Source organism: Chryseobacterium mulctrae, assembly GCF_006175945.1.
Lineage (GTDB): Bacteria > Bacteroidota > Bacteroidia > Flavobacteriales > Weeksellaceae > Chryseobacterium > Chryseobacterium mulctrae.
Genome location: NZ_VAJL01000001.1, coordinates 3,124,323 through 3,146,590, shown reverse-complemented (window position 1 = coordinate 3,146,590; position 22,268 = coordinate 3,124,323). Strand labels below are relative to the sequence as shown.

18 protein-coding genes are annotated in these 22,268 nt (G+C 34.4%); 11 read left to right on the top strand and 7 right to left on the bottom strand.

Features of this window, described 5'->3' with window-relative positions; genetic code table 11:
• Positions 1 to 57 precede the first annotated feature (57 nt).
• From FDY99_RS14475 to murA, 4 genes are all read left to right on the top strand, one after another.
• Positions 58 to 519, top strand: a complete 462-nt coding sequence (locus FDY99_RS14475) for a heme-binding domain-containing protein (RefSeq protein WP_074230059.1) — start codon at positions 58 to 60, stop codon at positions 517 to 519.
• Positions 520 to 527: 8 nt separating this feature from the next.
• The gene (locus tag FDY99_RS14470; RefSeq protein ID WP_102980161.1) at positions 528 to 941 is read left to right on the top strand and encodes a thiol-disulfide oxidoreductase DCC family protein; all 414 of its coding nucleotides are present in this window, start codon (positions 528 to 530) and stop codon (positions 939 to 941) included.
• 119 nt (positions 942 to 1,060) lie between these two features.
• Positions 1,061 to 1,717, top strand: a complete 657-nt coding sequence (locus tag FDY99_RS14465) for a DUF4290 domain-containing protein (protein ID WP_074230061.1) — start codon at positions 1,061 to 1,063, stop codon at positions 1,715 to 1,717.
• A complete protein-coding gene (gene murA / locus FDY99_RS14460) occupies positions 1,717 to 3,024 on the top strand; it encodes a UDP-N-acetylglucosamine 1-carboxyvinyltransferase (protein ID WP_115949919.1) in 1,308 nt (435 codons plus the stop codon). Before FDY99_RS14465 ends, murA begins: the two co-directional genes overlap by 1 nt.
• Before the next feature lie 252 nt (positions 3,025 to 3,276).
• On the opposite strand, the gene FDY99_RS14455 is transcribed toward murA, so the two are convergent.
• The 7 genes from FDY99_RS14455 to FDY99_RS14425 form a co-directional block, all read right to left on the bottom strand.
• Entirely contained in the window at positions 3,277 to 5,271 is a 1,995-nt protein-coding gene (locus FDY99_RS14455; protein ID WP_139422443.1) for a DUF2207 domain-containing protein, read from the bottom strand.
• 10 nt (positions 5,272 to 5,281) lie between these two features.
• Positions 5,282 to 7,234 (bottom strand): DUF2207 domain-containing protein, encoded by a 1,953-nt coding sequence (locus tag FDY99_RS14450; RefSeq protein WP_139422441.1) that lies wholly within the window; start codon positions 7,232 to 7,234, stop codon positions 5,282 to 5,284.
• A 3-nt stretch (positions 7,235 to 7,237) separates the two neighbouring features.
• Positions 7,238 to 7,789 (bottom strand): LemA family protein, encoded by a 552-nt coding sequence (locus FDY99_RS14445; protein WP_139422439.1) that lies wholly within the window; start codon positions 7,787 to 7,789, stop codon positions 7,238 to 7,240.
• Between the two features lie 266 nt (positions 7,790 to 8,055).
• Positions 8,056 to 8,361, bottom strand: a complete 306-nt coding sequence (locus FDY99_RS14440; RefSeq protein ID WP_139422437.1) for an NIL domain-containing protein — start codon at positions 8,359 to 8,361, stop codon at positions 8,056 to 8,058.
• Positions 8,362 to 8,628: 267 nt separating this feature from the next.
• Positions 8,629 to 9,300 carry a YiiX/YebB-like N1pC/P60 family cysteine hydrolase gene (locus FDY99_RS14435; protein ID WP_139422435.1) on the bottom strand — a complete coding sequence of 224 codons (672 nt, stop codon included), beginning with the start codon at positions 9,298 to 9,300 and terminating at the stop codon, positions 8,629 to 8,631.
• On the bottom strand, positions 9,260 to 9,715 hold the full coding sequence (locus tag FDY99_RS14430) for a DUF1801 domain-containing protein (protein WP_139422433.1): 456 nt from the start codon (positions 9,713 to 9,715) through the stop codon (positions 9,260 to 9,262). The genes FDY99_RS14435 and FDY99_RS14430 overlap by 41 nt, the downstream gene beginning before the upstream one ends.
• A gap of 116 nt (positions 9,716 to 9,831) precedes the next feature.
• Entirely contained in the window at positions 9,832 to 12,333 is a 2,502-nt protein-coding gene (locus FDY99_RS14425; protein ID WP_139422431.1) for a T9SS type A sorting domain-containing protein, read from the bottom strand.
• A gap of 266 nt (positions 12,334 to 12,599) precedes the next feature.
• Between FDY99_RS14425 and FDY99_RS14420 the strand changes: the two genes are divergently transcribed.
• The 7 genes from FDY99_RS14420 (at position 12,600) to FDY99_RS14390 (ending at position 22,261) form a co-directional block, all read left to right on the top strand.
• A complete protein-coding gene (locus FDY99_RS14420) occupies positions 12,600 to 13,805 on the top strand; it encodes a pyridoxal phosphate-dependent aminotransferase (protein WP_139422429.1) in 1,206 nt (401 codons plus the stop codon).
• 10 nt (positions 13,806 to 13,815) lie between these two features.
• On the top strand, positions 13,816 to 14,295 hold the full coding sequence (locus tag FDY99_RS14415; protein ID WP_139422427.1) for a hypothetical protein: 480 nt from the start codon (positions 13,816 to 13,818) through the stop codon (positions 14,293 to 14,295).
• A gap of 41 nt (positions 14,296 to 14,336) precedes the next feature.
• Positions 14,337 to 15,350 (top strand): UDP-N-acetylmuramate dehydrogenase, encoded by a 1,014-nt coding sequence (gene murB / locus FDY99_RS14410; RefSeq protein WP_139422425.1) that lies wholly within the window; start codon positions 14,337 to 14,339, stop codon positions 15,348 to 15,350.
• 126 nt (positions 15,351 to 15,476) lie between these two features.
• Positions 15,477 to 18,236 carry a TonB-dependent receptor gene (locus FDY99_RS14405; protein ID WP_139422423.1) on the top strand — a complete coding sequence of 920 codons (2,760 nt, stop codon included), beginning with the start codon at positions 15,477 to 15,479 and terminating at the stop codon, positions 18,234 to 18,236.
• Between the two features lie 24 nt (positions 18,237 to 18,260).
• Positions 18,261 to 19,487 (top strand): DUF4876 domain-containing protein, encoded by a 1,227-nt coding sequence (locus FDY99_RS14400; RefSeq protein WP_139422420.1) that lies wholly within the window; start codon positions 18,261 to 18,263, stop codon positions 19,485 to 19,487.
• A gap of 27 nt (positions 19,488 to 19,514) precedes the next feature.
• A complete protein-coding gene (locus tag FDY99_RS14395; RefSeq protein ID WP_139422418.1) occupies positions 19,515 to 21,032 on the top strand; it encodes a DUF6850 family outer membrane beta-barrel protein in 1,518 nt (505 codons plus the stop codon).
• A gap of 80 nt (positions 21,033 to 21,112) precedes the next feature.
• Positions 21,113 to 22,261: a cytochrome-c peroxidase gene (locus FDY99_RS14390; protein ID WP_139422416.1), complete on the top strand. Its 1,149-nt coding sequence runs from the start codon at positions 21,113 to 21,115 to the stop codon at positions 22,259 to 22,261.
• The last annotated feature ends 7 nt before the right edge of the window (positions 22,262 to 22,268 follow it).

The window sequence follows — 22,268 nt, the reverse complement described above, 5'->3', positions numbered from 1 at the left end:
TAATACATTGATAAAAATTTAATATCTTTATTAGTTTAGAAACTCAAATCTCAGCGTATGAAAAAAGTAATGATCATTCTTCTTGTCGCTTTTATAATCATCCAGTTTTTTCCGATTGATAAAACCAACAAGCCGTTGAATCCGGGAATGGATTTTTTAAAAATCAAAACCCATACTTCTCCGGAAATAGCAAAACTGATTACCAACTCGTGTTACGACTGTCATTCTGACGAAACTAAATATCCATGGTACACCAATCTTGCTCCTGCTTCCTGGTGGATAAAAAATCACATCGATGAAGGAAGAAAACATCTTAATTTTTCTACATTTGCTACTTACGAGCCGAAAAGACAGATCCATAAAATGGAGGAATGTGTAGAAATGCTCGAAAAACATGAAATGCCTTTGGAATCTTATTATTTGGGACATCAAGACGCGAAACTAACCGAAGCTCAAAGAAAAGAACTGATTACTTATTTTAAAAGAGAGATTCGGGAAACAAAATTTAAAACAGAATAATAGAAATCATGCCGGAAATTTGGGAACAAAAACATATTGTATTTTTTGACGGTGAATGCGGTGTATGCAATTTTTGGGTGCAGTGGATTCTTGAAAGAGATCAAAAAGATCAATTTATGTTTGCTTCCCTGCAATCAGATTTCGGACAGAAATTTTTATCGGAAAGAGGTCTGGAAACAAAACAGTTCAACACACTCTACCTTTGGAAACCTCATCAATATTATCTCATTAAATCTAAAGCTGTTTTAAAAATTGCCAATCTTTTAGGCGGAATTTATAATTTATCAGTGATCGGAAAATTGATTCCCACATTTATAAGTGATAAAATTTACAACAAAATTTCCGAAAACAGAATGAAGCTTTCGGCTCAAAAGTGCTTCCTACCCGATCAACATCAGAAAAAGAAATTTATTGAAGTCTGATTTGGTTCAGAATTTGGTATCAGATTACTATAAGAAAATCTTAAATATTTTTATTAAATTTTTATAAACATTTAAGTTTTTCGAAGCATTATTTTTATTAATCCATATATTTGCAGACTATGGAATACAATACCCAAAAAACTCATCTCAATATGCCAGAATATGGCAGAATTATACAACAGTTGGTTGAGCGTTGCAAAGAAGTTTCAGACAAAGACGAAAGAAACGAAATGGCAATGGCAATCATTGATTTTATGGGTCAGAGAAACCCACAGCTCCGCGACGAAGAAAATTACAAACATAAACTTTGGGATCACCTCTATATTCTTGCCAATCATGATTTAGATGTAGATTCCCCATATCCTTTCCCTACAAAAGAAGAACTTGCAGAAAAGCCAAAAAGAATGGAATACCCTAAACTTCAGGGAGATTTCAAATTTTATGGAAAAAGTATTCTTCAGCTGATCGAAAAAGCAATCGAGCTTGAAGCAGGCGACGAAAAAGAAGCCTTAATCGAAGTGATTGCCAACAACATGAAAAAGTCGTACAATGTTTATAATAAAGAACATGTAACAGATGATGTGATTTTCCGTCATTTGAAAGAACTTTCGCAAAACAGATTAGACCTTACCGGTATTGAAAGCTTAGAGAAAAGCAAAATCTACTACGCTACCAATAACAACAGGAATAACAACAATAAAAACACAAACAACAAAAACCAACCCGCAAAAAGAAGATTTAACAATAACAACAATAATCATAAGAACAGAAGGTAATGAGTGGAACATTTCAAATAAGAGGAGGAAAAAGACTGCAAGGTGAAATCACTCCACAAGGAGCGAAAAATGAAGCTCTTCAAATTTTGTGTGCAGTTTTGCTAACTGATGAAGAGGTAAGAATTAAAAATATTCCAGACATCCATGATGTCAACAGACTCATTGAGATTTTGGGGGACTTTGGTGTAAAAGTAACCAAAAATGCTCATGGAGATTATACTTTCAAGGCAGATAATGTCAATTTTGATTATATAAAGTCTAACGAATTTAAAAAAGACGGTGCTAAGCTGAGAGGCTCAATTATGTTGATGGGACCGATGTTGGCTCGTTATGGTGAAGCTTATATGCCGACTCCGGGAGGCGACAAAATAGGAAGAAGAAGATTAGATACTCACTTTCAAGGTTTAGTAGAACTTGGAGCAGAATTTAATTATGATGAGGAAGAATATTTCTATTCATTAAAAGCGAAAGAGCTTAACGGAAAATTCATCCTTTTGGAAGAAGCTTCTGTTACAGGAACTGCGAACATCGTAATGGCTGCAGCTTTAGCGAAAGGAAAAACAAGAATTTACAACGCAGCCTGCGAACCTTATCTACAGCAGCTTTGTAAAATGCTGAACAGAATGGGTGCTAATATTTCAGGAATCGGTTCAAATTTATTGACGATTGAAGGAGTAACTCATTTGAACGGAACAGAGCACACGATGCTTCCGGATATGGTAGAAATCGGTTCTTGGATTGGTCTTGCAGCGATGACAAAATCTGAAATCACCATCAAAAATGTCAACTGGAACCAATTAGGAGTTATTCCAAATACATTCAGAAAACTGGGAATTCAGTTGGAACAAAGTGGTGATGATATTTACATTCCGTCTCAGGAACATTATAAAATCCAGAAATTTATCGACGGATCTATTCTTACGGTTTCAGATGCGCCTTGGCCAGGATTTACTCCAGATTTGCTTTCTATTATTTTAGTTGTGGCAACTCAGGCAAAAGGAAGTCTTTTGGTACATCAGAAAATGTTTGAATCGAGATTATTTTTCGTTGATAAATTAATCGATATGGGTGCACAAATTATTTTATGCGATCCGCACAGAGCTACTGTGATCGGTTTAAATCAGGAATCTCCGCTTCGTGGAACCACAATGATTTCTCCGGATATCAGAGCAGGAAACGCACTTTTGATTGCTGCGCTTTCAGCAGAAGGAAAATCAATCATTCATAATATCGAGCAAATTGACCGTGGTTATGAAAATATCGATGGAAGATTGAAGGCTATTGGAGCTGATATTGAGAGAATTTAGTCTAGTTATTAGTTATTAGTTATTAGTTATTAGTTATTAGTTATTAGTTATTAGTTATTAGTTATTAGTTATTAGTTATTAGTTATTAGTTATTAGCAAAATTAATTTTTACTATTCAAATTAAAATATAAAAAGCGTTCAGAATTAATTTTCTGAACGCTTTTTTATTAGGAACGTAAATGCTTAATCTTTAAGCCTTGTCAAGGTTTTGAACCTTGACAAGGCTCTTTATTTAAAATTAATGGAGATCAGCTACCAACCGCCACCTCCACCGCCGCCTCCACCGCCACCGGAAGATCCTCCACCAGAAGAACCGCTGGAACTCGACCCTCCAGAATAGGATGATGAACTTCCTGAAGACCCCGATGAAGAAGATGAAGAACTGCTACTCACCGGAACTACTGTTGTTTCGTTAAGAGTACTTGTAAAAGCTCCTGCAAAGCTATATCCAAAATTATACTGAACATTTTCATAAGGCTGAGCAGAATCAATGGTTTCCTGCAGTTTATCTCTAAACCTTTTACCCCAAATTCCTTCAACTCCAAAAACAATGGCGTACGGAAGAAATTTCTCATATACATCTGAAGTCATTTCCGGAGGATTATGAAATTGAAGCTGATTTTCTTCAGCGGCACTCAGGTACATTTTGAAGCCATCAATCTCAGATTCTATTTTCACTTTTTCTTCGCTTGGTTTATTTATTAAATAACGAAATATTAAAATCGAAATAATTCCGAATATTAAAAATTTAAAACAATTCGATTCAAAGGCTGTAATATCATCAGAATCTGCAAATGCCATGAAAAACATCGGTACTATAAATGTCATAGAAAACATAAGTACAACCAAAAAGATAACCTTATTTCCTTCCTGCCAAGTCAACACCAATACCGCAGCAAAAAGACTTGTAAAAATAATTATAACAGAAGCTATAAGTAATGTTTGAAAGCTCCACGTAATTAAAGAACTTATAATTAAAGCAAGAAAAAAAGTTGCAAGCATTATTTTTATGGCTTGATAAACAATTTTCTTATTAGAAATCTTTTCAACAAAAATTTTATTTTCTTCAGAAATAAATTCTTCAAAATCGTCAACCGCTTTTTTGATTTTAGAATTATAAGTACCGTTTACCGAAACTTCCTTTTCTTTTCCAAATAGCTTTTTTAAAAGCCTCTTTTGATCGCTCTGCAAACTGCTGTTTTCTGATCCCAGCTTTTTTAAAGTGAACATTTTTGAGAGAAAAGTTTTTTTAATGTCTTTTACCTCATCAATATCTACAAAACCTTTTACAGCAAGATCAACAAGATTTGCCGTCACCAAATTAGCATCAAATTCACCTTTATCGATGTATCCTAAAGATGCAGGTGAAAGATTATTTGGTGCATTAAACTGTGGAATAACTACAGGTCTTTCAGGATCTCTCCCATATTTCTTCCAGTTTTTATAGTAGAAAAACAACAGATAAAAACCAACGATAACTAATGAAAGACTTGGCCAATCCCTATTGATCCATTTAGAAAAACCTGAAGGCTCTTTTAAAACACCGGCTTTAAAACCTACAGCTATGGTAAGGTTTTCGTGTGGATTTAAATTCTCAGCATTAAATTCAATCTGTGTAGATGATATTTTTTTGCTGGTACAATTCTGATCTTTACTTCCTTCTCCGCCTGTATAACAAGAATTCTGAATAATATCAGCATTTTTTGGCAAATGAATTATTGCTTGAATGTTTTCAACAGGAAAAGACCAATCGGTTCCGTTTACATTCCAATAAAATTCATCATAGCCTTTGAATTTACCAATCTGATCCTGCGTTTGATAAACAATTTTGTAGGTATAAAAACCTGAGGCAAGTTGCTCATCTTTATTCCCGATATAAATTGTAAAAATACCACCCTCCTTTTTGGTGTGGTAAGGTTCTTTTACACCCTCTTTTTCAATCGCAATGATTTTGTAGTAAACACTTTCTTTTCTGCCGTTAATGTTTCTTACCGTTGGTAAAGCACGAAAAATCCCTCTTTTAATTTCATTTCCATTGGCAAAAACTTTGATGGTTTCTGTTACCGTAACATCAGCATTTTCGGCAATATGAATATCAGAACGAAAAGAAATAATTCTTTCTCTCTGAAAATTAGCTTGTTCAAAATCTAAAGAATCTTCCTCAACGACGGGTAATGCAGCCACCTCATTCTGCGCAAAAACAAGAAAACAGAAAAATAAAGCAATGATTTGTATACAATTTTTCATATCTAAAATTTTACCAGCCGCCGCCACCGCCGCCACCGCCACCGCCACCGGAAAAACCGCCGCCACCAGATCCGGAACCAGAACTGCTTCCTGAACTTGAAGGTTGTGTCGCTGAAGATTGTATAGAATTGGTTAAACTTGAATTGAGCACACTTGCCATCGCAAAATGATTCATTGATGAACCAACATACCAATTGCTTTGATATTCATAAGACATTTTTTTGAGCAGATCGTCGAATTTTTTGCCCCAAATTTCATCAACACCCAAAACCATTGCAAAAGGCAACAGTTTTTCGAAAGACTGTGGCGTCATTTCCGGAGGATTGTGAAATTGAAGTTGTTGATTTTCGGCGGCTCCCATATACATTTTGAAACCATCGATCAAAGATTTTTTTCTCAGTTTCTCTTCTGAAGGACGTTTAATTAAAAACTGATAGATCACCAAAGACATAAAACCTAAGACAATAAAAATATAGCAAATATTAAAATTATTGTCGATCGTAAAATCACTTCCTTTATAAATAAGCATTCCTAAAAGCACGAAAGCAATGACAGGAAAAACCAAGAAAATCTTAAATAAACCAGGAAAAAATTTAAACAAAATAATAGCAATCACAAAAGCTATCGTTAAAACAGCAAGAAGGAAAATTCCTAAAAATACTTTTTCAAATTCCGGGAAAATGGTGAAACTGATAAAAAGCCCGAGAAAATAAACTCCTAAAATCACTAAGATCGGTAAGATCAGTTTTTTATAATTATTCCCTTCGTTTAGCATTTTATCATGTTGAAATTTTAATGCTGATTGAAAGCTGCGAACCGTTTGCTCGATCTTAGGATCATATTTTCCGTCAAATTTTATACTGTCGGAAATATTAGAGAACAAATTATTCATCAGATTAATTTCCTCTTTTGGCAAATTCTGATCTGCATTTTTCAGTTTTTTTACCGTAAACTGTTTCGATTTAAACAAACCAAAAATTCCGGGATCTTCATCTTCAACAATCTGTACATATCCTTTTATAGCCAAATTGACCAAAGCTGCAGTGAGATATTTATTTTTAAAACTTTCATTATGAATATAACCTAATGAAGCCGGTGACAAATCATCGGGCGAGTTGAATTGTGGATAAATAGTAGGCTTTTCAGGATCGACTCCATATTTTTTCCAGGTTGAATAATAATACAACAGCAAACCTAAAAAGATAATAATTCCAGCAATCAGAATTCCGAATTTTTCAAGAAAAGTTGGCGGCGGTGGCGGAACCATAACTCCTTTTTTAAAACCAACTGCAATTGTAAGACCTTCACCAGATCCCAAATCTTTTGCGCTCCATTCAATTGAATGCTCAGAAAGAACTTTAGCCATACAATCCTGAGAAGTGCTTCCGTAACCACCTTTATAACAAGAATTCTGAATAATTCCCGCACCTTGCGGAAGATTTACCTTTGCTGAAATACTGTCAACAGGAAAACTCCATTCGTTGCCATTTACATTCCAGTACAGTTCATCATACTTTTCAAAAAAACCGATTTGCTTTTCGGTGGTATATTTTATTTCATAATTATAATCTCCCGGCGACAAAATGACCTCCTTATTTCCCACATACACTTTAAGATAACCATCCTCAATTTCTTCGTGAAAATCTTCATCAACACCGTCTTTCTTTACCGAAACGATGTTGTATTTTACTTTTTGAGTTCTGTCATTCAGATTTCTTACCAAAGGCAGTGAGCGAAAAATTCCTCTTTTAATATTTTCTCCAAGACTGTGAACTTTTATTTTTTCTGTAATGCTTAGTCCAGAATTTTTATCGACATCAATGTCTGCATGAAAAGACAGAATCTTTTCAGGACCACTTACAAAACCGGTCTGCTCTTCACCAACAGCTACAGCTCCTTCAGCATCCTGCGCAAAACCCAGAGAAAAGAAAATAAGAAAAAGAAATGCTATAAGCTTTTTCATTCCTTAAAATTTTACATTAGGAACTTCTCTTTCGGCAATATTTTCAAGCTCGAAGAATTTAGACTTTTCAAATTTGTACATATTGGCGACAATATTGCTAGGGAAAGACTCTACCAAAGTATTATTTTCTCTTACCGTTCCGTTGTAATATCTTCTGGATTTTTCTATATCGTTTTCGATTGAACTTAGCTCAGCCTGCAGTTGCTGGAAGTTTGCATTAGCTTTCAAATCAGGATATTGCTCTGCAACTGCAAATAAATTTACCATTGCCTGGTTCAGATTTTTTTCTGCCGCTTCTTTAGCTTCCACAGAATCTGCGCCTACTGCCAAATTTCTTGCTTTGGTAACATTTTCAAGAGTTTCACGTTCGTGAGTAGCGTAACCTTTTACAGTTTCAACCAAATTTGGGATTAAATCGTGACGTTTTTTAAGCATCACATCAATACTACTCCAAGCTTCCTGAACGAGATTTCTCAATTTTACGAGGCGATTGTAGATAGATACTCCGTAAAGTAAGGCAATAACCAAAACACCACCAATAATAAGTGCAATCATAATTTTGTAATTTAATTTAGATTAAAAATAATCTTTTTCTCGGAGAATTGAATAAAATCTATAATGAATATTAATTCCGTCACTTCGAGTAGATTTTGAAAAAATCGTATCGAGAAGTTCATAACAAAAGTTCTCGATACAAATTCTTGCAGAATTTTACTCGAACTGACGGTAATCCAGAATAATCCTAACATCAATTAGATTAAAAAAAAATAAAAAAGCGCTCAATAAATTGAACGCTCCTCAAACTATATGGACGTACAGCTTTATGAATACTTTCTGCAGGTATATTCGACAGTGGTATTCAAGAGTTTATTATGATTAAGGAAAAATTCTAATTCCTGAGATTCTTCATCTGTTGCATTGATGTATAGCTGAAATGAGCCAAAATTGTTTCCGTTCATATACTCCACATTTGCGCTTAATACTTTGTAACAAATTCCCATCTGCTGATAAATAGCATTTAAAAGATGATCGAATTTCACTTTTCCATTCAGTTCTACTTCAAGGATCAGTTCTTTTCTGATAAGGTTTACCTTTTTTGGCAAAGCCTGCACATTGGTTGTAATCATAACTAAAACATTTTTGATTAAATAATACTTTCTGAATTACATATTTTTAAATATTTTCTCATTAATTCTTTCACAAAAGTATAAAAAAATATTAGTCCACCAAATTAGTGGACTAATATTTTTTAATTTTAACATAAAAAAAGAGAAGCCTTTCAGTTTCTCCAATTTTTATAAGACTCAAATGAATACAAAAAAGCCACGAATGCACGAATATAATTCATTCTAGTTGAAATTAAATTCGTGCATTCGTGGCAAAAAAAAAGATTATTATAGCTCTTTTATTCTTTCAATTTTATCTGAAGCAGCCAAACCATTTGGGTTACAGCCCACCTCTCCTTCCGGAACTTTTAGATTTTTTTTAGCATAAAACTCTTCCCAAAACACGTTTATTTTTCCAGTTTTAGGATCAATGAAAGTCATTGGTTCTAATGTGAAGACTTTATCTTTTCTAAATGCTCTTTCGATGTAATCTGAACAGTAATAGGAATTATCATCTAAAATATAGTTGAAATTATAAGGCTTTCCCAACATAGAATTTGCCTTTTCGATGGCATCAGGAATATTTTTCTGATACTGAGGTTTTAATCTGTAAGCAACAACTTTTTGTCCGTCATTCGCCTGATCTTTTAGAAATTCATTTAAATTCTGTTTTTGAGAACCACCTTTTGGTGCTGCGTGAAGAACAAAAACACCTGTTTTATCTTTTTGCAAAATTCCGATATGATCAAACGAAGCATTTTTCTGTTTTTGCGTCACATTATTAATTGCACCCGACAAGCCACTTTCTTTTGCCGTAACAAACAATAAATCTCCATTTTTCAAACCTAAAGTCTGAGAATTTTTACAGCTTACAACAAAAAGTAAAATTGAAAAGAAGAGAACTAAGTTTAATAGAAATCTATTTTTTAAGATTGCTTTCATAGATATTGATCCATTCATCTACAGTCATTTTTTTACTCAGTTCGGCAATTAATTCAAAAGGAATTTCATCCATTTTTTTGAAACGGATACATGATTTCCCCATATCCAGTTTTCTTTTTGAATGTTTAGGAAACTCTGCCACAAACCAGTCTAAAAGTTCAGGTTTTGCATACATTCCCATATGATACAATGCAATGAAATTTTTCTGCGAAGCCATTCCCATAAAAGGAAGCGCCGAACCAGGTGTGCAATGATAACCTGCAGGAAAAGTCTCTAAAGGAACATTCCAACCGATCATTCCATAACTTACACCTTTCTCAAAACCCTGAGGTAGATTATCATTAACTGTATCAAACATTTTTTTGAAAACCTCCTGTCTTTCTTCAGGAATTTTTGAAATATAATCTTCTACTGATGTTGATGGAATTTGCATTGTTTCAATTTTTAACAAATTTAAAATAAAGGTTTTAATTAAATCGAAATCTTTAGAAAATAAAAAACAGCCTTACATAAATGCAAGGCTGCTAAAAAAAATAATTCAAAAATAATTTACTTTTTAATGGCTTTCACCGTATTTTGAGAACCGTCTTTGAAATACATGGTAATCAAATAAAGTCCTGAATTTAATGAGCTTAAGTTAATTTCTTTAGTAGGATTTTCAATAAATTTCAATGTTTTTCCTGCTACATCAGTAACTCTTATTGTTTTAACATTTTCTGTTTCAGAAATGAAGATAACGTTGTTGAACGGGTTTGGATATACTGCTAATTTCTTTTTAGTAGAAGATTCAGAAGCGCTTAATGAGTTTTTAGCTTCCCAAGTCACATCATCCCAATAGTATGATTTTCCATCTGCAGTATTCTTCACCGCCAATCTTGCATTTGCCGGCACTGTAGTAGGCACATCTACTGTGTATTCAGCTCCTGAAGTATAGCTTGTATTTGCAAGACTCAAAGTCTCAATATTTACAAATGTTGCAGCATCTGTTGAGCTAGTTACATACCCTACAATTAAACTTCCTGTAGCAGTAGAAACTCTTGCTTTTATTTTTAATCTATGCGTCCCCGCATTAATGTTGGTAAATTCAGGAAGCACAACAATGGTAGGATTCTGTGATGAACTGCTGTACTGATAAAGATTTCTGATACCTGAAGCCGGTGTTGAAGAACTAATCTGTTGAGTTCCATTGGTTGTGATAATTCTCGCCCAACAATCCGGTACAATACTTACAGAAGAACCATACGATTCCAAATCTTCAAATAAAGAAGGTGTTGGTGCACAAGTTGTCTTGAAAGCAACCTGATACGTCCACTCACTCTTATTTATTGTACTACATGAAGAACGTAGCCATAAGTTATAAGTATGATTAGGATTTAATCCTGAAATTGTACCTGAAACAGTATTTGCCGCAAAAGTTCCACTAGGTGCTGTTGTAGAAGTAGGAGCTACTGTGCTTACTGGTGAATAGTAATATTCATAACCACCTGTTGCCCCGGTTAACGGTGCTGTCCATGTTACATCTACTGTATTCGCTGTTGCATTGGATGTAACAACATTTGAGGGATGTACACAAGATGGGATGGCTTCCCATTTTACATCATCATAATAATAACTCTTTCCATCTGCTGTATTTCTGATAGCTAATCGTGCATTTGCAGGTATTGAAGTTGGTACCGCTACAAAGTATTCAGGTCCATAGTTTACATTCGTAATATTCAAAGCCTGAATAGATACAAACGTAGATGCATCTGTAGGATTTGTTACATAACCTACGCTAAGAGTTCCAGGACCAGTGCTTACTCTAGCTTTAAGTCTAAGCCAGTGAGTTCCTGCATTAATGTTACTAAATTCAGGTAAAACAGCAACAGAAGTACTTTGTGTTGCCGTACTGTACTGATATATATTTCTTGTTCCCGAAGCAGGTGTTGTAGTAGAGATTGTTAATGAACCCGTACTCCCTACAAGCCTTCCCCAGCAATCAGGTAAAGTTGTTCCCGCTGCGTAAGAATCAAAATTTTCAGTCATAGATGCCACAGCACCACAAGCTGTTTTAAAAGTTCCTGAGAAAGACCATGTACTTTGAGATGGCGTACCTCCACAATTAGCCCTAACCCAATAATAATAATTCGTATTTGGAGCTAAACTAGGAACTGTAGTTGAAGTTCCGCTGATCCCTGTTAAAATCGGTACAGTAGCACTTGTTGGAGCCGTATTTGTTGTACTGTAATAAATTTCATAATTTGTAGCTGTAGTTCCGGTCGCAGGTATCCAGGAAACTGCTGCTGAATTTGAAGTAAGTGCACCAACAGCATTTAAAGTCGGAGCAGCACATGTTGAATATACATCGGCAGAGAAAGCGAAAATATTTGCATGACCTTGAGCGGTAGATGTTTTTGTAATGGTTACACTTTGAATTAATTTAGACTGATTTGCAGGATCAATAGTCAATAAGTTTTGATAAAGTCTTGGATTTGTTCCACTACCTGATTCCAAAGCATTTGTATTTCTATTTATTCTTCCAAAACCCTGAATTGCAAAGCCAGTATTATCATACCAATCTGAAACAGCCACTCCGGTAAAAGTTTGTGAAGTATTGTCTGTAAAATTAACAACGACAGTTACCGTAGACGAACCACTACCAGTAGTTGCAAGCATATAAAGTTTGAAAGCAGCTTTAGGCGTTGTAAATACCAATGTTCCTGAGTCATTCGTATTGGAGAGTTTTAGTGAGTTGTTTGCAGTATACCCTGCCATAATATAACTCAACCCAGGGGTTGATGCCACGACACTATTGATAATTCCATTTGTCGGCAAGCCATATGTAAGAGCAGGACTTGTTGCCGTTGCCTGAAAATCCTGTGAAACGAAAGCATAAGAAACACCATCGACATCAGTACTCGTAGAAGTTGTCGCAGAACCTACACCATTGGCAATCACATCTGCAGTAAGACCTGATTGAATAGGCATGGTTTGAAAGTTTTGTGCAAGTGCAAGCGAACTGGAAAGAACTCCCAGTACACCCAGCAAAAGAGCTGGTTGATTTCTTTTCATAAATATTTTTTATTAGTTCACTGTAAAACTATGAATTAAATCTAAATACACAATATTAATTTTAAATTATTTTCAAATAAATTAAAATTTAAATAAGATATACGTAATATCTAATCCATTAAGCAACTAATATCCGCTATATTTTAGAGCTATTAACACTAATAACATAATTAAAAAAAACAATACATCACAAATTAATCCTTTCTATTAATATTTCAGTTCGAGCCGAAATATTTTGTTATTTTTGCACATACAAATTTTAGACAATGCCAAACATTTCCAACAGAGCACAACAGATGCCGCCTTCACCGGTAAGAAAACTGGTTCCTTTTGCCTTACTGGCTAAACAGAGAGGTACAAAAGTATATCACCTTAACATCGGACAACCGGATATCGAAACTCCTGAAACCGCTTTGAATGCTTTAAAAAACATTGATTTAAAAGTTTTGGAATATGCTCTTTCAGAAGGAAATATCGAATACAGAAAAGCGCTTACAGAATATTATCATTCTTTAGATTTTACAGATCTTACTCCAGATAATTTCATTGTAACAAACGGTGGATCTGAAGCTTTAAATTTCGCTATCTCTACTCTTTGTGATGACGGCGATGAAGTAATTATTCCAGAACCATATTATGCAAATTATAACGGATTTACAAGCACATTCAATGTGAATGTAGTTGCAATTCCTTCCTCTATTGATACTGGTTTTGCCCTTCCTCCGATTGAAGAATTTGAGAAAAAAATCACTGCAAAAACAAGAGCAATCGTTATTTGTAACCCTGGAAATCCTACAGGATATCTTTACACCCGTGAAGAACTTCAGAAATTAGCTGAAATTGCTTTAAAATATGACATCGTTGTTATTTCTGACGAGGTTTACAGAGAATATGTTTACGACGGGAAACAACAAGTTTCAATGCTTGCTTTCCCTGAATTAAGCGAAAACTGCATCATTATCGATTCTGAATCTAAGCGTTATTCTATGTGTGGTGTAAGAATCGGTTGTTTAATTACCCGTTCAAAAAAGATTCACGATGCTGCAATGCTATTTGCACAGGCAAGATTAAGCCCGGTACTTTTGGGGCAAATCGCAGCAACTGCCGCTCACCAAAACGACGGAGCATATATCAGAGCCGTAAGAGAAGAATATACCCACAGAAGAAATGTTTTGGTTGATTTGCTAAATGCAATTCCGGGAGTTATTTGCCCTAAACCCAAAGGAGCATTCTATTGTGTTGCCGAACTTCCGGTAGATGATACTGAAAAATTCGCGCAATGGCTTCTTGAAAAATACACTTTGAACAATGAAACCATCATGGTTGCTCCTGCAGGAGGATTCTACAGCGATCCTGAATTAGGAAAAAAGCAGGTGAGAATTGCTTACGTTCTGAAAGAAGAAGATTTAAGAAAAAGTGCAGAGATCTTAAAACACGCGCTTGAAAAATATAAATTAGAGTTCAATTTTTAATAGTACAAATATGTCGGCAGTAAAAATAAGTGATTTGAAAATTTTCGTTTCAATGTTTTTACTGCTGATCTTTTTTTCATGCAGTGAAAAAACTGCTGATAAAAAACCAGATTCTAAAACCGAAGAAATCACCTTTATTGGCTTATCGGAAATTGGTGGTCAGTTAGGTTTTTACAGAGTGATAAAAGTTACGAAAGACTCCATTCATTTTGAAACCGGAGCAACCTCAACAAAGAAGCACAAAGAATGGCACTCTGCCATCAAACCGCAGACCTGGAAAAGCATGACTTCTTCTTTTAAAATTAGAAATTTGGACGGCATCGAAAGTTCACCAAGTATTCAACCGATTGATGGTATTGACGAGAGTTTTCAGATTAAAACCAATAAAAAATCTCACGTTTACGTCAACGCACAAAACGATATTCATTACAATCAGTTTGCCCGTTTCAAGCAAGAGCTTTTAAAAATTATTCCTCAGGAATATCAATAAAATTTTATTTTCAAATTAATTCTAAACATTTACTAAATCCAATGCAGGAAAATTTTTCACTAAAACCTTTCAATACTTTTGGAGTAGAAGCAAAAGCAAAATATTTTGTTGAAATAAATACTGTAGAAGAATTAATTGAAACTCTAAAACACTCCCACACTCAACCTCTCCCACTCCTATTCTTGGGTGGCGGAAGCAATATTCTTTTTACAAAAGATTTTGACGGTTTAGCGATACAATTAAATTTAAAGGGAATTTCTGAAGAATTTTTAAATGAAAACGAAGTTTTAGTAACAGCAAGAGCAGGAGAAAACTGGCATAAATTCGTCATATTTTGCCTGAATAAGAATTATGGCGGACTTGAAAATCTTTCTTTAATTCCTGGAAATGTAGGAACCTCACCGATGCAAAATATCGGAGCTTACGGAACTGAAATAAAAGATCATTTTGTAAGCTGTAAAGTTTTGAATTTACAGACATTACAACTTGAAAATTTTGATCTGGAAAAATGCAGATTCGGGTACAGAGATTCTATTTTCAAACAGGAAGGAAAAAATAAATATGTGATTTTGGAAGTGAGTTTTAAATTAACCACTCAAAACCACACCATTAAAACCGAATACGGCGCTATACAATCTGAACTGGAAAATTTAGGAATAATAAATCCAACAATTCAGGATGTTTCAAAAGCCGTTATTAACATCAGACAAAGTAAACTTCCCGATCCGAAAAAAATTGGTAATGCAGGAAGTTTTTTTAAAAATCCCACTATTCCTTTAGCTCAGTTTGAAGATTTAAAATTAAAATTCGATAACATTCAGGGTTATCCAAACGGAAATTTCGTTAAAGTTCCTGCAGGCTGGCTAATCGAACAATGTGGCTGGAAAGGAAAACAAATCGGAAATGTAGCTTCTCATCAATTACAATCTTTAGTGATTATTAACGCTACAGGAAATGCTTCCGGGAAAGAAATTTTTGATTTCTCAGGTTTAATTATTGATTCCGTTAAAGAAAAATTCGGGATTGAATTGGAGCGAGAAGTGAACATTCTTTAAATTACCATTCTTTCATATTATCCATCTGACTTTTGTCAGTTATTTTAATTTGTTCTAAATAAATTTCATATCCGCAAATTTAATTCCTACTTTTGCGGTCGATTTTGCTTTCCATAAACTAAAATAATGATGATCAGGCTTTTAACATTTACAATACTTTTTTTCTTCGGTTCTCAACTTTTATTGGCTCAAAACGAGAAATTACAATTAAGCATTAGTATTTCGGGGGAAAATCAGCAAAAACTGAAAGGCGTTACTGTAAAAAGTTCTCAAAACTCTGCAGTTACGGATGAAAATGGAGTTGCAACATTAGTTTTAAGTGAAGGCAAACATCATCTAAAAATCATTCACTCTAATTATCAGGAAAAAGAGTTTGATGTTACTTTAAACAGTTCAAAAACACTTAATTTCCAGCTTCAACCCGTAGATAAACTTGAAGAAATTGTTATTTTCTCTAAAGAAGGGAAAGGTTTAACGACTAAAACCATTATCGACAGAAAAGCAATGGAACATTTGCAACCCTCAAGTTTTACAGATCTGATGGAGCTTTTACCGGGTGGATTGGCAAAAACGCCATCATTAAGTGTAAATAACCGACCATTGCTTCGTGAAAACAGAGGGGGCCTGAGTAACGAGCCCGGAAAATATGATACTTCGTCACTTGGAGTACAATTTATGATTGACGGGAATGTCGTTAATTCTAATGCAGATATGCAGGTTTCGCTAGACAACAGACAATTTGGATATTCACCTGAAGCTAGAGAAACTGCCACAACCGGGGTAGATATGAGAACAATTTCTACGAACGACATTGAAAAAGTAGAAATTATTCGAGGAATTCCTTCTGCATCTTATGGAGATTTAACATCCGGAGTGATAAAAATCGAAAGAAAAATTGGTGAATCTCCTTTGCAGGCAAGATTTAAAGCAGACGGTTTCAGCAAGCAATATTATGTAGGAAAAGGTTTTAAAATTAATGAGAATTGGCAAATCAGTGCCAGTGCAGATTTTTTAGATTCTAAAGCAAATCCGACAGATGATTTTGAAAATTACCAGAGAATGACCGCATCAATCCGTTCAAAAAAGAAAGGAAATCTTTGGTCTAATCCTTTAGAATGGCGTTCAAATATCGATTTTTCAAGCAATATCGATTCCAAAAAAAATGACCCGGATAATGGAGCTCCTGAGATAGATAAATACAAACAAGCCAGAACAAGAATAAGCTTTACCAACAATTTTGTGTACAGTTTAAATAAGGCCTCATTTTTTGATAAAATTATTTTAAATACTGCAATCAGACAAGGATTTGAAAAAATAGATCAGACAAAACTGATACAATTATCTGGACCGAGATCTTTTTCTTTAGCCACAGAACAGGGAGAAAACGTAGGTGTTTTCCCCGCTCTTCGTTATATCAGCGAATTCAGTACAGAAGGAAAACCACTTGACGTTACAGCGCTTCTTCAAACTACAGGAACAAGAAATACTTTTGGAATTAATCATCAGTATGAAGCCGGTTTAGACTGGAGATATTCTAAAAACAACGGACGAGGTTTAGTTTACGATATGAACTCTCCTTATGCTGCATCATTTATCAACTCAAGACCTAGAGCTTTCAATGATATCCCTGCTTCTAATTTGATGGCTGCATTTTTAGGAGATCAGATGAGCTACGCAGTTGATCAGCATAAATTTACCTTATACACAGGATTAAGATTCTCAAAACAAATAGGAATTGACAATTCTTATGCTATCAGCAAAAAAGTTTTTGTGGAACCAAGATTAAATCTACAATACAACCTTCCACATTTAATGATCAATAATGTTCCATTAAAGACAGATATAACTCTTGGATACGGACAGTTTTACAAGCAGCCTACTCTTTTGATGCTGTATCCGAACAGAGAATTCTGGGATTACACTCAGCTGAACTATTATCACAATGATGCACAATACCGATATGTAAATTTCATGACGTATGTTCAGAATGTTGAAAATAAAAACTTGGAGGCAGCAAAAAGTATCAAAAAAGAAATAAGGCTCGATCTTTATTATAAAAACCACAACTTTTTCTTTACTTATTTCAAAGAAGATATGACCAATGGTTTCCGCCCGATGAGACACACTGTTCTTCACACCTACAAACAATACGATGCATCGCAAGTAGATCTATCACAATGGAATAACGGACCAAATTTAGCAAATACTCCTTACGTTGACCGAAAAACCAATGCCGAATACTTGCTTACTGAAAATGGAAGTGCAATTATTAAAAATGGTATTGAATTCGGATATACATCCCCACGTTTTAAAGCAATCAATACAAGATTTACTTTAAGCGGAGCTTATTTTAAAACACAATTAAGAAACTCTGTTCCTGTCGTTGAAAAACCTTCTGCATCAATAGGCTCAGACGGATTCCCATATTATGGAATTTACCAGAATGATGACGGTTATGTTAATTCTAACATGAATTACAACCTTTTTATCGACACCTACATTCCTAAAATGGATTTAACAATCTCTGCGTCATTCCAAGGAAGTGTATTTGATTATCAAAGAAAAGATCAAAGAATTGCTGCACCTATCTCTTATTACGGAATCGACGGAATTGTACATCCTTTCACCGAGGCAGATAAAACCGACACTTATAAACAATGGTTGGTACGAAATGTTTCGGTAACCGACAACATGCCTAGAGATTATACATTTACAATTGCAGGGAACTTAAAAATCACTAAGAGTATTTATAAGAACATAAAAACATCCATGTTTGTGACAAGGATTTTTAATTACAGTGCACCTTACTATTTCAACAATCTCAAAATTGAAAGAAAAGCAGCCAACCGTCCTTATTTTGGGATGGAACTTACTTATAATTTTTAATATAATAATTTAATATAAATTGACATGAAGAAAAGAGTATTAATACTAAGCTTAGCAGCAGCAATGGTAACCGGGTTTACGGTAACATCTTGCTCAAGCGATGATGATTTCGGAAAATCTGTTTCTCAGACAGGAGTTTTAACAATGAATTTCACAGGCGAAGAAATTGCAACTTACAAAACTTTAGATATTTCAATTAAAGAAATCAACACTGGAGCTGTAACAGAATTTACCATTCAAAATACCAATGCACATTCTCTTGAATTGCCTTTCGGATCGTACAATATTACTGTAAACGGAATTGTTGTAAAAACAGATTCGGAACAGATTAATGTAGGTGTAACTGCAGTTACAGATATTAAAGTAAATGCTACCAATATTACCATTCCGCTTTTAGCTAAAAGATTTGGTAACGATTTTATCATCGAAGAAGTATTCTTCACAGGAGTAAGAACACCGGATAATAAAAACTACAATTCAAGCAGATATTTTAAAATCACCAATAATACCGACAAAGTTTTAGATGCTGCAAATTTAATTATTGGGCAATCTAACTTCTACACAACATCAAACGATAATCCAACACCATATAACATTAATGATTATTTTCCGGTAAAGGCAATAATGATCCTAAAAAGTACTGAAAAAAAATGGGTTCAGCCAGGTGACTTTATTGTTGTAGCTGACAATGCAATAAATCATTCTCAAAACACTTCAACAGCATATAATCTACAGAATGCAGACTGGGAATTTCCATCTACAAATCCTAGTTTAGGACAGGTAGATAATCCAAGTGTTCCAAATGCAGATGTAGCTTATACAGAAATGAATTATAACATGTTTTTCCTTCACAACAGAGGTTTTGAAACATATGTAATTGCTCGTTTCCCAGACGGCGAAAACCGAGACACTTTTCTTCAGAATCAAAAATACGATTATACCTTTGTAAACAGTGCAGGAGTAGTAAAAGCAATGAGCAGATATAAAATTCCAAACTCTTGGATTATTGACGGAGTAAATAACAGCATCCCTACCAATTTTGTTCAGACACTTACATCAGCAAGTATCGATGCAGGTTGGACTTCAGTAGGTTCTATGGACAATGATGCAACACGTTACGGAAAATCTGTAAGACGTAAGGTGATCGGAAAAACTTCTGAAGGCAAAAATGTTTACAAAGATACCAACAACTCATCTTTAGATTTTGTAAAAGATTCTCAACCGAGCTTAAAAAACGGGATTGTACATTAATCTCGGTTTAAAATTTATTTAAAACATATGTTCAATATTAAAACTTCTTTCGCAGCACTATTTGTCATTTGTTTTTCTTTGTTGAAAGCTCAGGACAGTCTTGATTTTTTTAATAAATATCGCAATCAATACAGCGCGGAAAGAAATTTAAAATCTCAGTTTTATTATAATCCGGCTTCCATGTCGGATTATAGTTCTACTTCTTTCTCAGAATTCGGAATTGGTTATCATTCAGAAAAAAAAGATATTTACAGAGAACAGCTTAGTTCTGGAGATAAAGGTTTGAAAATTTACGTCAACTCTTTTCAAAAGCTTAATGATAAAAGAGCGGTTTGGGGAAAGGCAAGCTACGAAAGTCAGAAACAATTAAAAATTAAATGGAACGAAAATCTGGATTTTGACCGTGTTTCACCTTATGTTTTGGCAGATTCTGTAGGCGGAGATTTAAAACTCGAAAGATATTCTTTTGCAGGAGGTTATTCTGAGAAATTCAACCGTTTTACTTTAGGACTTGAAGCTAACTATACCGCACAATTGGGTTACCGCTCAAGAGACCCGAGAATTAACAATACAACCTCAGATCTTTATGTAAATCTAGGTTTAAATTACAATATTTTCAGAGAATATGAAGTCGGCGTTTTTGCAAAATTTAATAAATATACCCAAAACAGCAGCATTTCATTCGTTAGTCTTTTAGGAAATCCTTACCTCTACCAAATGGTAGGATTAGGGTACTCTAACAACTTTTTTAACGGAGGAAAAAATGCTATTGCATTTGAAGAATTAGGTTACCAAGTCGGAGCTCAGATCACTAATAAAACAGGAAAAGATTTTTATATTCAAGCTATTGCTGGAAATTCTAAAAACACCAAAAACATCCAAATAAATAATCAATTTTTTAAAGCTTCAGCTTTACAGAACGAGCAGTTTATTTTCGAAGGTGCAAAATTTTTCAATCTAAACAACCATCACAGATTCGGGATTTTTGCCAATTACTCTGCTTCTGTAAAGACTGCAACTGAGTTTGGTTATTCTATCAATACTCAGCGTACAGAGCGGATTTTCCAAAGAAAAGCTTATCATAATGAAACTTATGCTTCTTTGTTCAAACTGATGTATCAATTCTCAAAAGATGATTTCACATTGAATGCAACGCCATTTTTCAGTCAGCAGGAAATTAAAGAAAGAAGATTATATCCTATTTCAGGACAAAAATTTGTCTACAATTATTTTGGAATCAATGCAGATTTTCAGAAAAAATTAAACAAAAACCAAGTATTGAGTTTTAGTCCCTATTTTACAAAACGAGTTGTAAATAAATCAATTTCTGCAATTACATCAGTTGGAAACACTGCCATCAATGATTGGATTCTTCAGGATTACCAATTTCAGGCAAGCGACATCAGCACTTTTGGAGCATCTTTAAGATACGATATCAAATTGGAGAAGCTTCCGGCATTCTTTGTAAGTACAGAATATCAATCACAGAAAATTCAGAAAAAAAACAATAATTTTGTCGGCGCAAGTTTAGGAATTACTTTCTAAAGCTTTTGAAAATTATAATTTGAAATAAATTGCTGACTTTGCATTAAGAAATTTATCAAAAAAAGAATATTTAATTTAAAATGAAAAGAGGAATTTATTGGAGTTTAGGATTGATTTTATTTATTCTTTGGAGTTTCACTTCAAAAGTCGGAAATGAGTTATCAAACATTCAGGAGCCATCTATTGAGGACATCGTAAAAAGCTACAAAAAAGCCGTTACAGAATGGCCAAAACCCAATATTGACCACGGTGTAAAATGGCAGGAATTTGCAGCCATCAAAACAGATTCTGCTTATTTCACAGAACAAGATAAACCGAATGTTATTTTAGGAAAAATGCTTTTTTTCGATCCTAAATTATCAAGATCCAACCAAATTTCTTGCAGTACTTGTCACGACCCCGAAATGGGATGGCAAGACAGAAGACGTGTTGCCCTTGGAAACGACCACCTTTTAGGAAACAGAAATACCATTTCTCTTTACAACATCGCCGAAAGAACTTCTTTTTTCTGGGACGGAAGAGCAAAAACTCTCGAAGAACAGGCTTCCGGACCACTTGGGGCTCATCACGAAATGGCAATGGATGTAAAAACACTTCCCGCAAAAATCCAAAATATAAAAGGATACAATTCGCTTTTCAAAAATGCTTACGGAACCGAAAAAGTAACGTACGATAAGATCGTAAAAGCCATTGCCGATTTTCAGAAAACCATAAAAAGCCAACCAAGCCGTTTTGATAAATTTCTTGAAGGAAAATACAGCTCGCTAACAGACGAAGAGATTTACGGAATGCATATTTTCCGTACTAAAGCTCGTTGTATGAACTGTCACAGTGGAAAATATTTAACTGATGAATCTTTTCACAATATCGGGTTGGCTTATTACAAAAGAAAATATGAAGATCTAGGTTTGTACAATATCACCAAAAAAGCAGAAGATGCCGGAAAATTCAAAACTCCACAACTAAGAGATCTAACTCTTACTCAGCCTTGGATGCATAATGGACTTTTCGACAGCCTTGAAGGCGTTGTTAATATGTACAACAGCGGAATGCATCAGCTCGACCCCAATGCAGAGAAAAAGTTGGCAGATCCGCTTCATCCTTCAACAGACCCTTTGTTGCAAAAACTAAATTTAAATAAAGAAGAAGTAAAAGCTTTGGTTTCTTTTCTTGAATCTCTTTCAGGAACAAAATACAAAATGAGAAGACCTGAGTTTCCTGTGGAATAATATTAAT

Excerpts from the sequence above, each read along its gene's own strand:
- FDY99_RS14475 (WP_074230059.1), top strand. The coding sequence starts at position 58 with ATGAAAAAAGTAATGATCATTCTTCTTGTCGCTTTTATAATCATCCAG.
- FDY99_RS14470 (WP_102980161.1), top strand. The coding sequence starts at position 528 with ATGCCGGAAATTTGGGAACAAAAACATATTGTATTTTTTGACGGTGAA.
- FDY99_RS14465 (WP_074230061.1), top strand. The coding sequence starts at position 1,061 with ATGGAATACAATACCCAAAAAACTCATCTCAATATGCCAGAATATGGC.
- murA (WP_115949919.1), top strand. The coding sequence starts at position 1,717 with ATGAGTGGAACATTTCAAATAAGAGGAGGAAAAAGACTGCAAGGTGAA.
- FDY99_RS14455 (WP_139422443.1), bottom strand. The coding sequence starts at position 5,271 with ATGAAAAATTGTATACAAATCATTGCTTTATTTTTCTGTTTTCTTGTT.
- FDY99_RS14450 (WP_139422441.1), bottom strand. The coding sequence starts at position 7,234 with ATGAAAAAGCTTATAGCATTTCTTTTTCTTATTTTCTTTTCTCTGGGT.
- FDY99_RS14445 (WP_139422439.1), bottom strand. The coding sequence starts at position 7,789 with ATGATTGCACTTATTATTGGTGGTGTTTTGGTTATTGCCTTACTTTAC.
- FDY99_RS14440 (WP_139422437.1), bottom strand. The coding sequence starts at position 8,361 with ATGATTACAACCAATGTGCAGGCTTTGCCAAAAAAGGTAAACCTTATC.
- FDY99_RS14435 (WP_139422435.1), bottom strand. The coding sequence starts at position 9,300 with ATGAATGGATCAATATCTATGAAAGCAATCTTAAAAAATAGATTTCTA.
- FDY99_RS14430 (WP_139422433.1), bottom strand. The coding sequence starts at position 9,715 with ATGCAAATTCCATCAACATCAGTAGAAGATTATATTTCAAAAATTCCT.
- FDY99_RS14425 (WP_139422431.1), bottom strand. The coding sequence starts at position 12,333 with ATGAAAAGAAATCAACCAGCTCTTTTGCTGGGTGTACTGGGAGTTCTT.
- FDY99_RS14420 (WP_139422429.1), top strand. The coding sequence starts at position 12,600 with ATGCCAAACATTTCCAACAGAGCACAACAGATGCCGCCTTCACCGGTA.
- FDY99_RS14415 (WP_139422427.1), top strand. The coding sequence starts at position 13,816 with ATGTCGGCAGTAAAAATAAGTGATTTGAAAATTTTCGTTTCAATGTTT.
- murB (WP_139422425.1), top strand. The coding sequence starts at position 14,337 with ATGCAGGAAAATTTTTCACTAAAACCTTTCAATACTTTTGGAGTAGAA.
- FDY99_RS14405 (WP_139422423.1), top strand. The coding sequence starts at position 15,477 with ATGATGATCAGGCTTTTAACATTTACAATACTTTTTTTCTTCGGTTCT.
- FDY99_RS14400 (WP_139422420.1), top strand. The coding sequence starts at position 18,261 with ATGAAGAAAAGAGTATTAATACTAAGCTTAGCAGCAGCAATGGTAACC.
- FDY99_RS14395 (WP_139422418.1), top strand. The coding sequence starts at position 19,515 with ATGTTCAATATTAAAACTTCTTTCGCAGCACTATTTGTCATTTGTTTT.
- FDY99_RS14390 (WP_139422416.1), top strand. The coding sequence starts at position 21,113 with ATGAAAAGAGGAATTTATTGGAGTTTAGGATTGATTTTATTTATTCTT.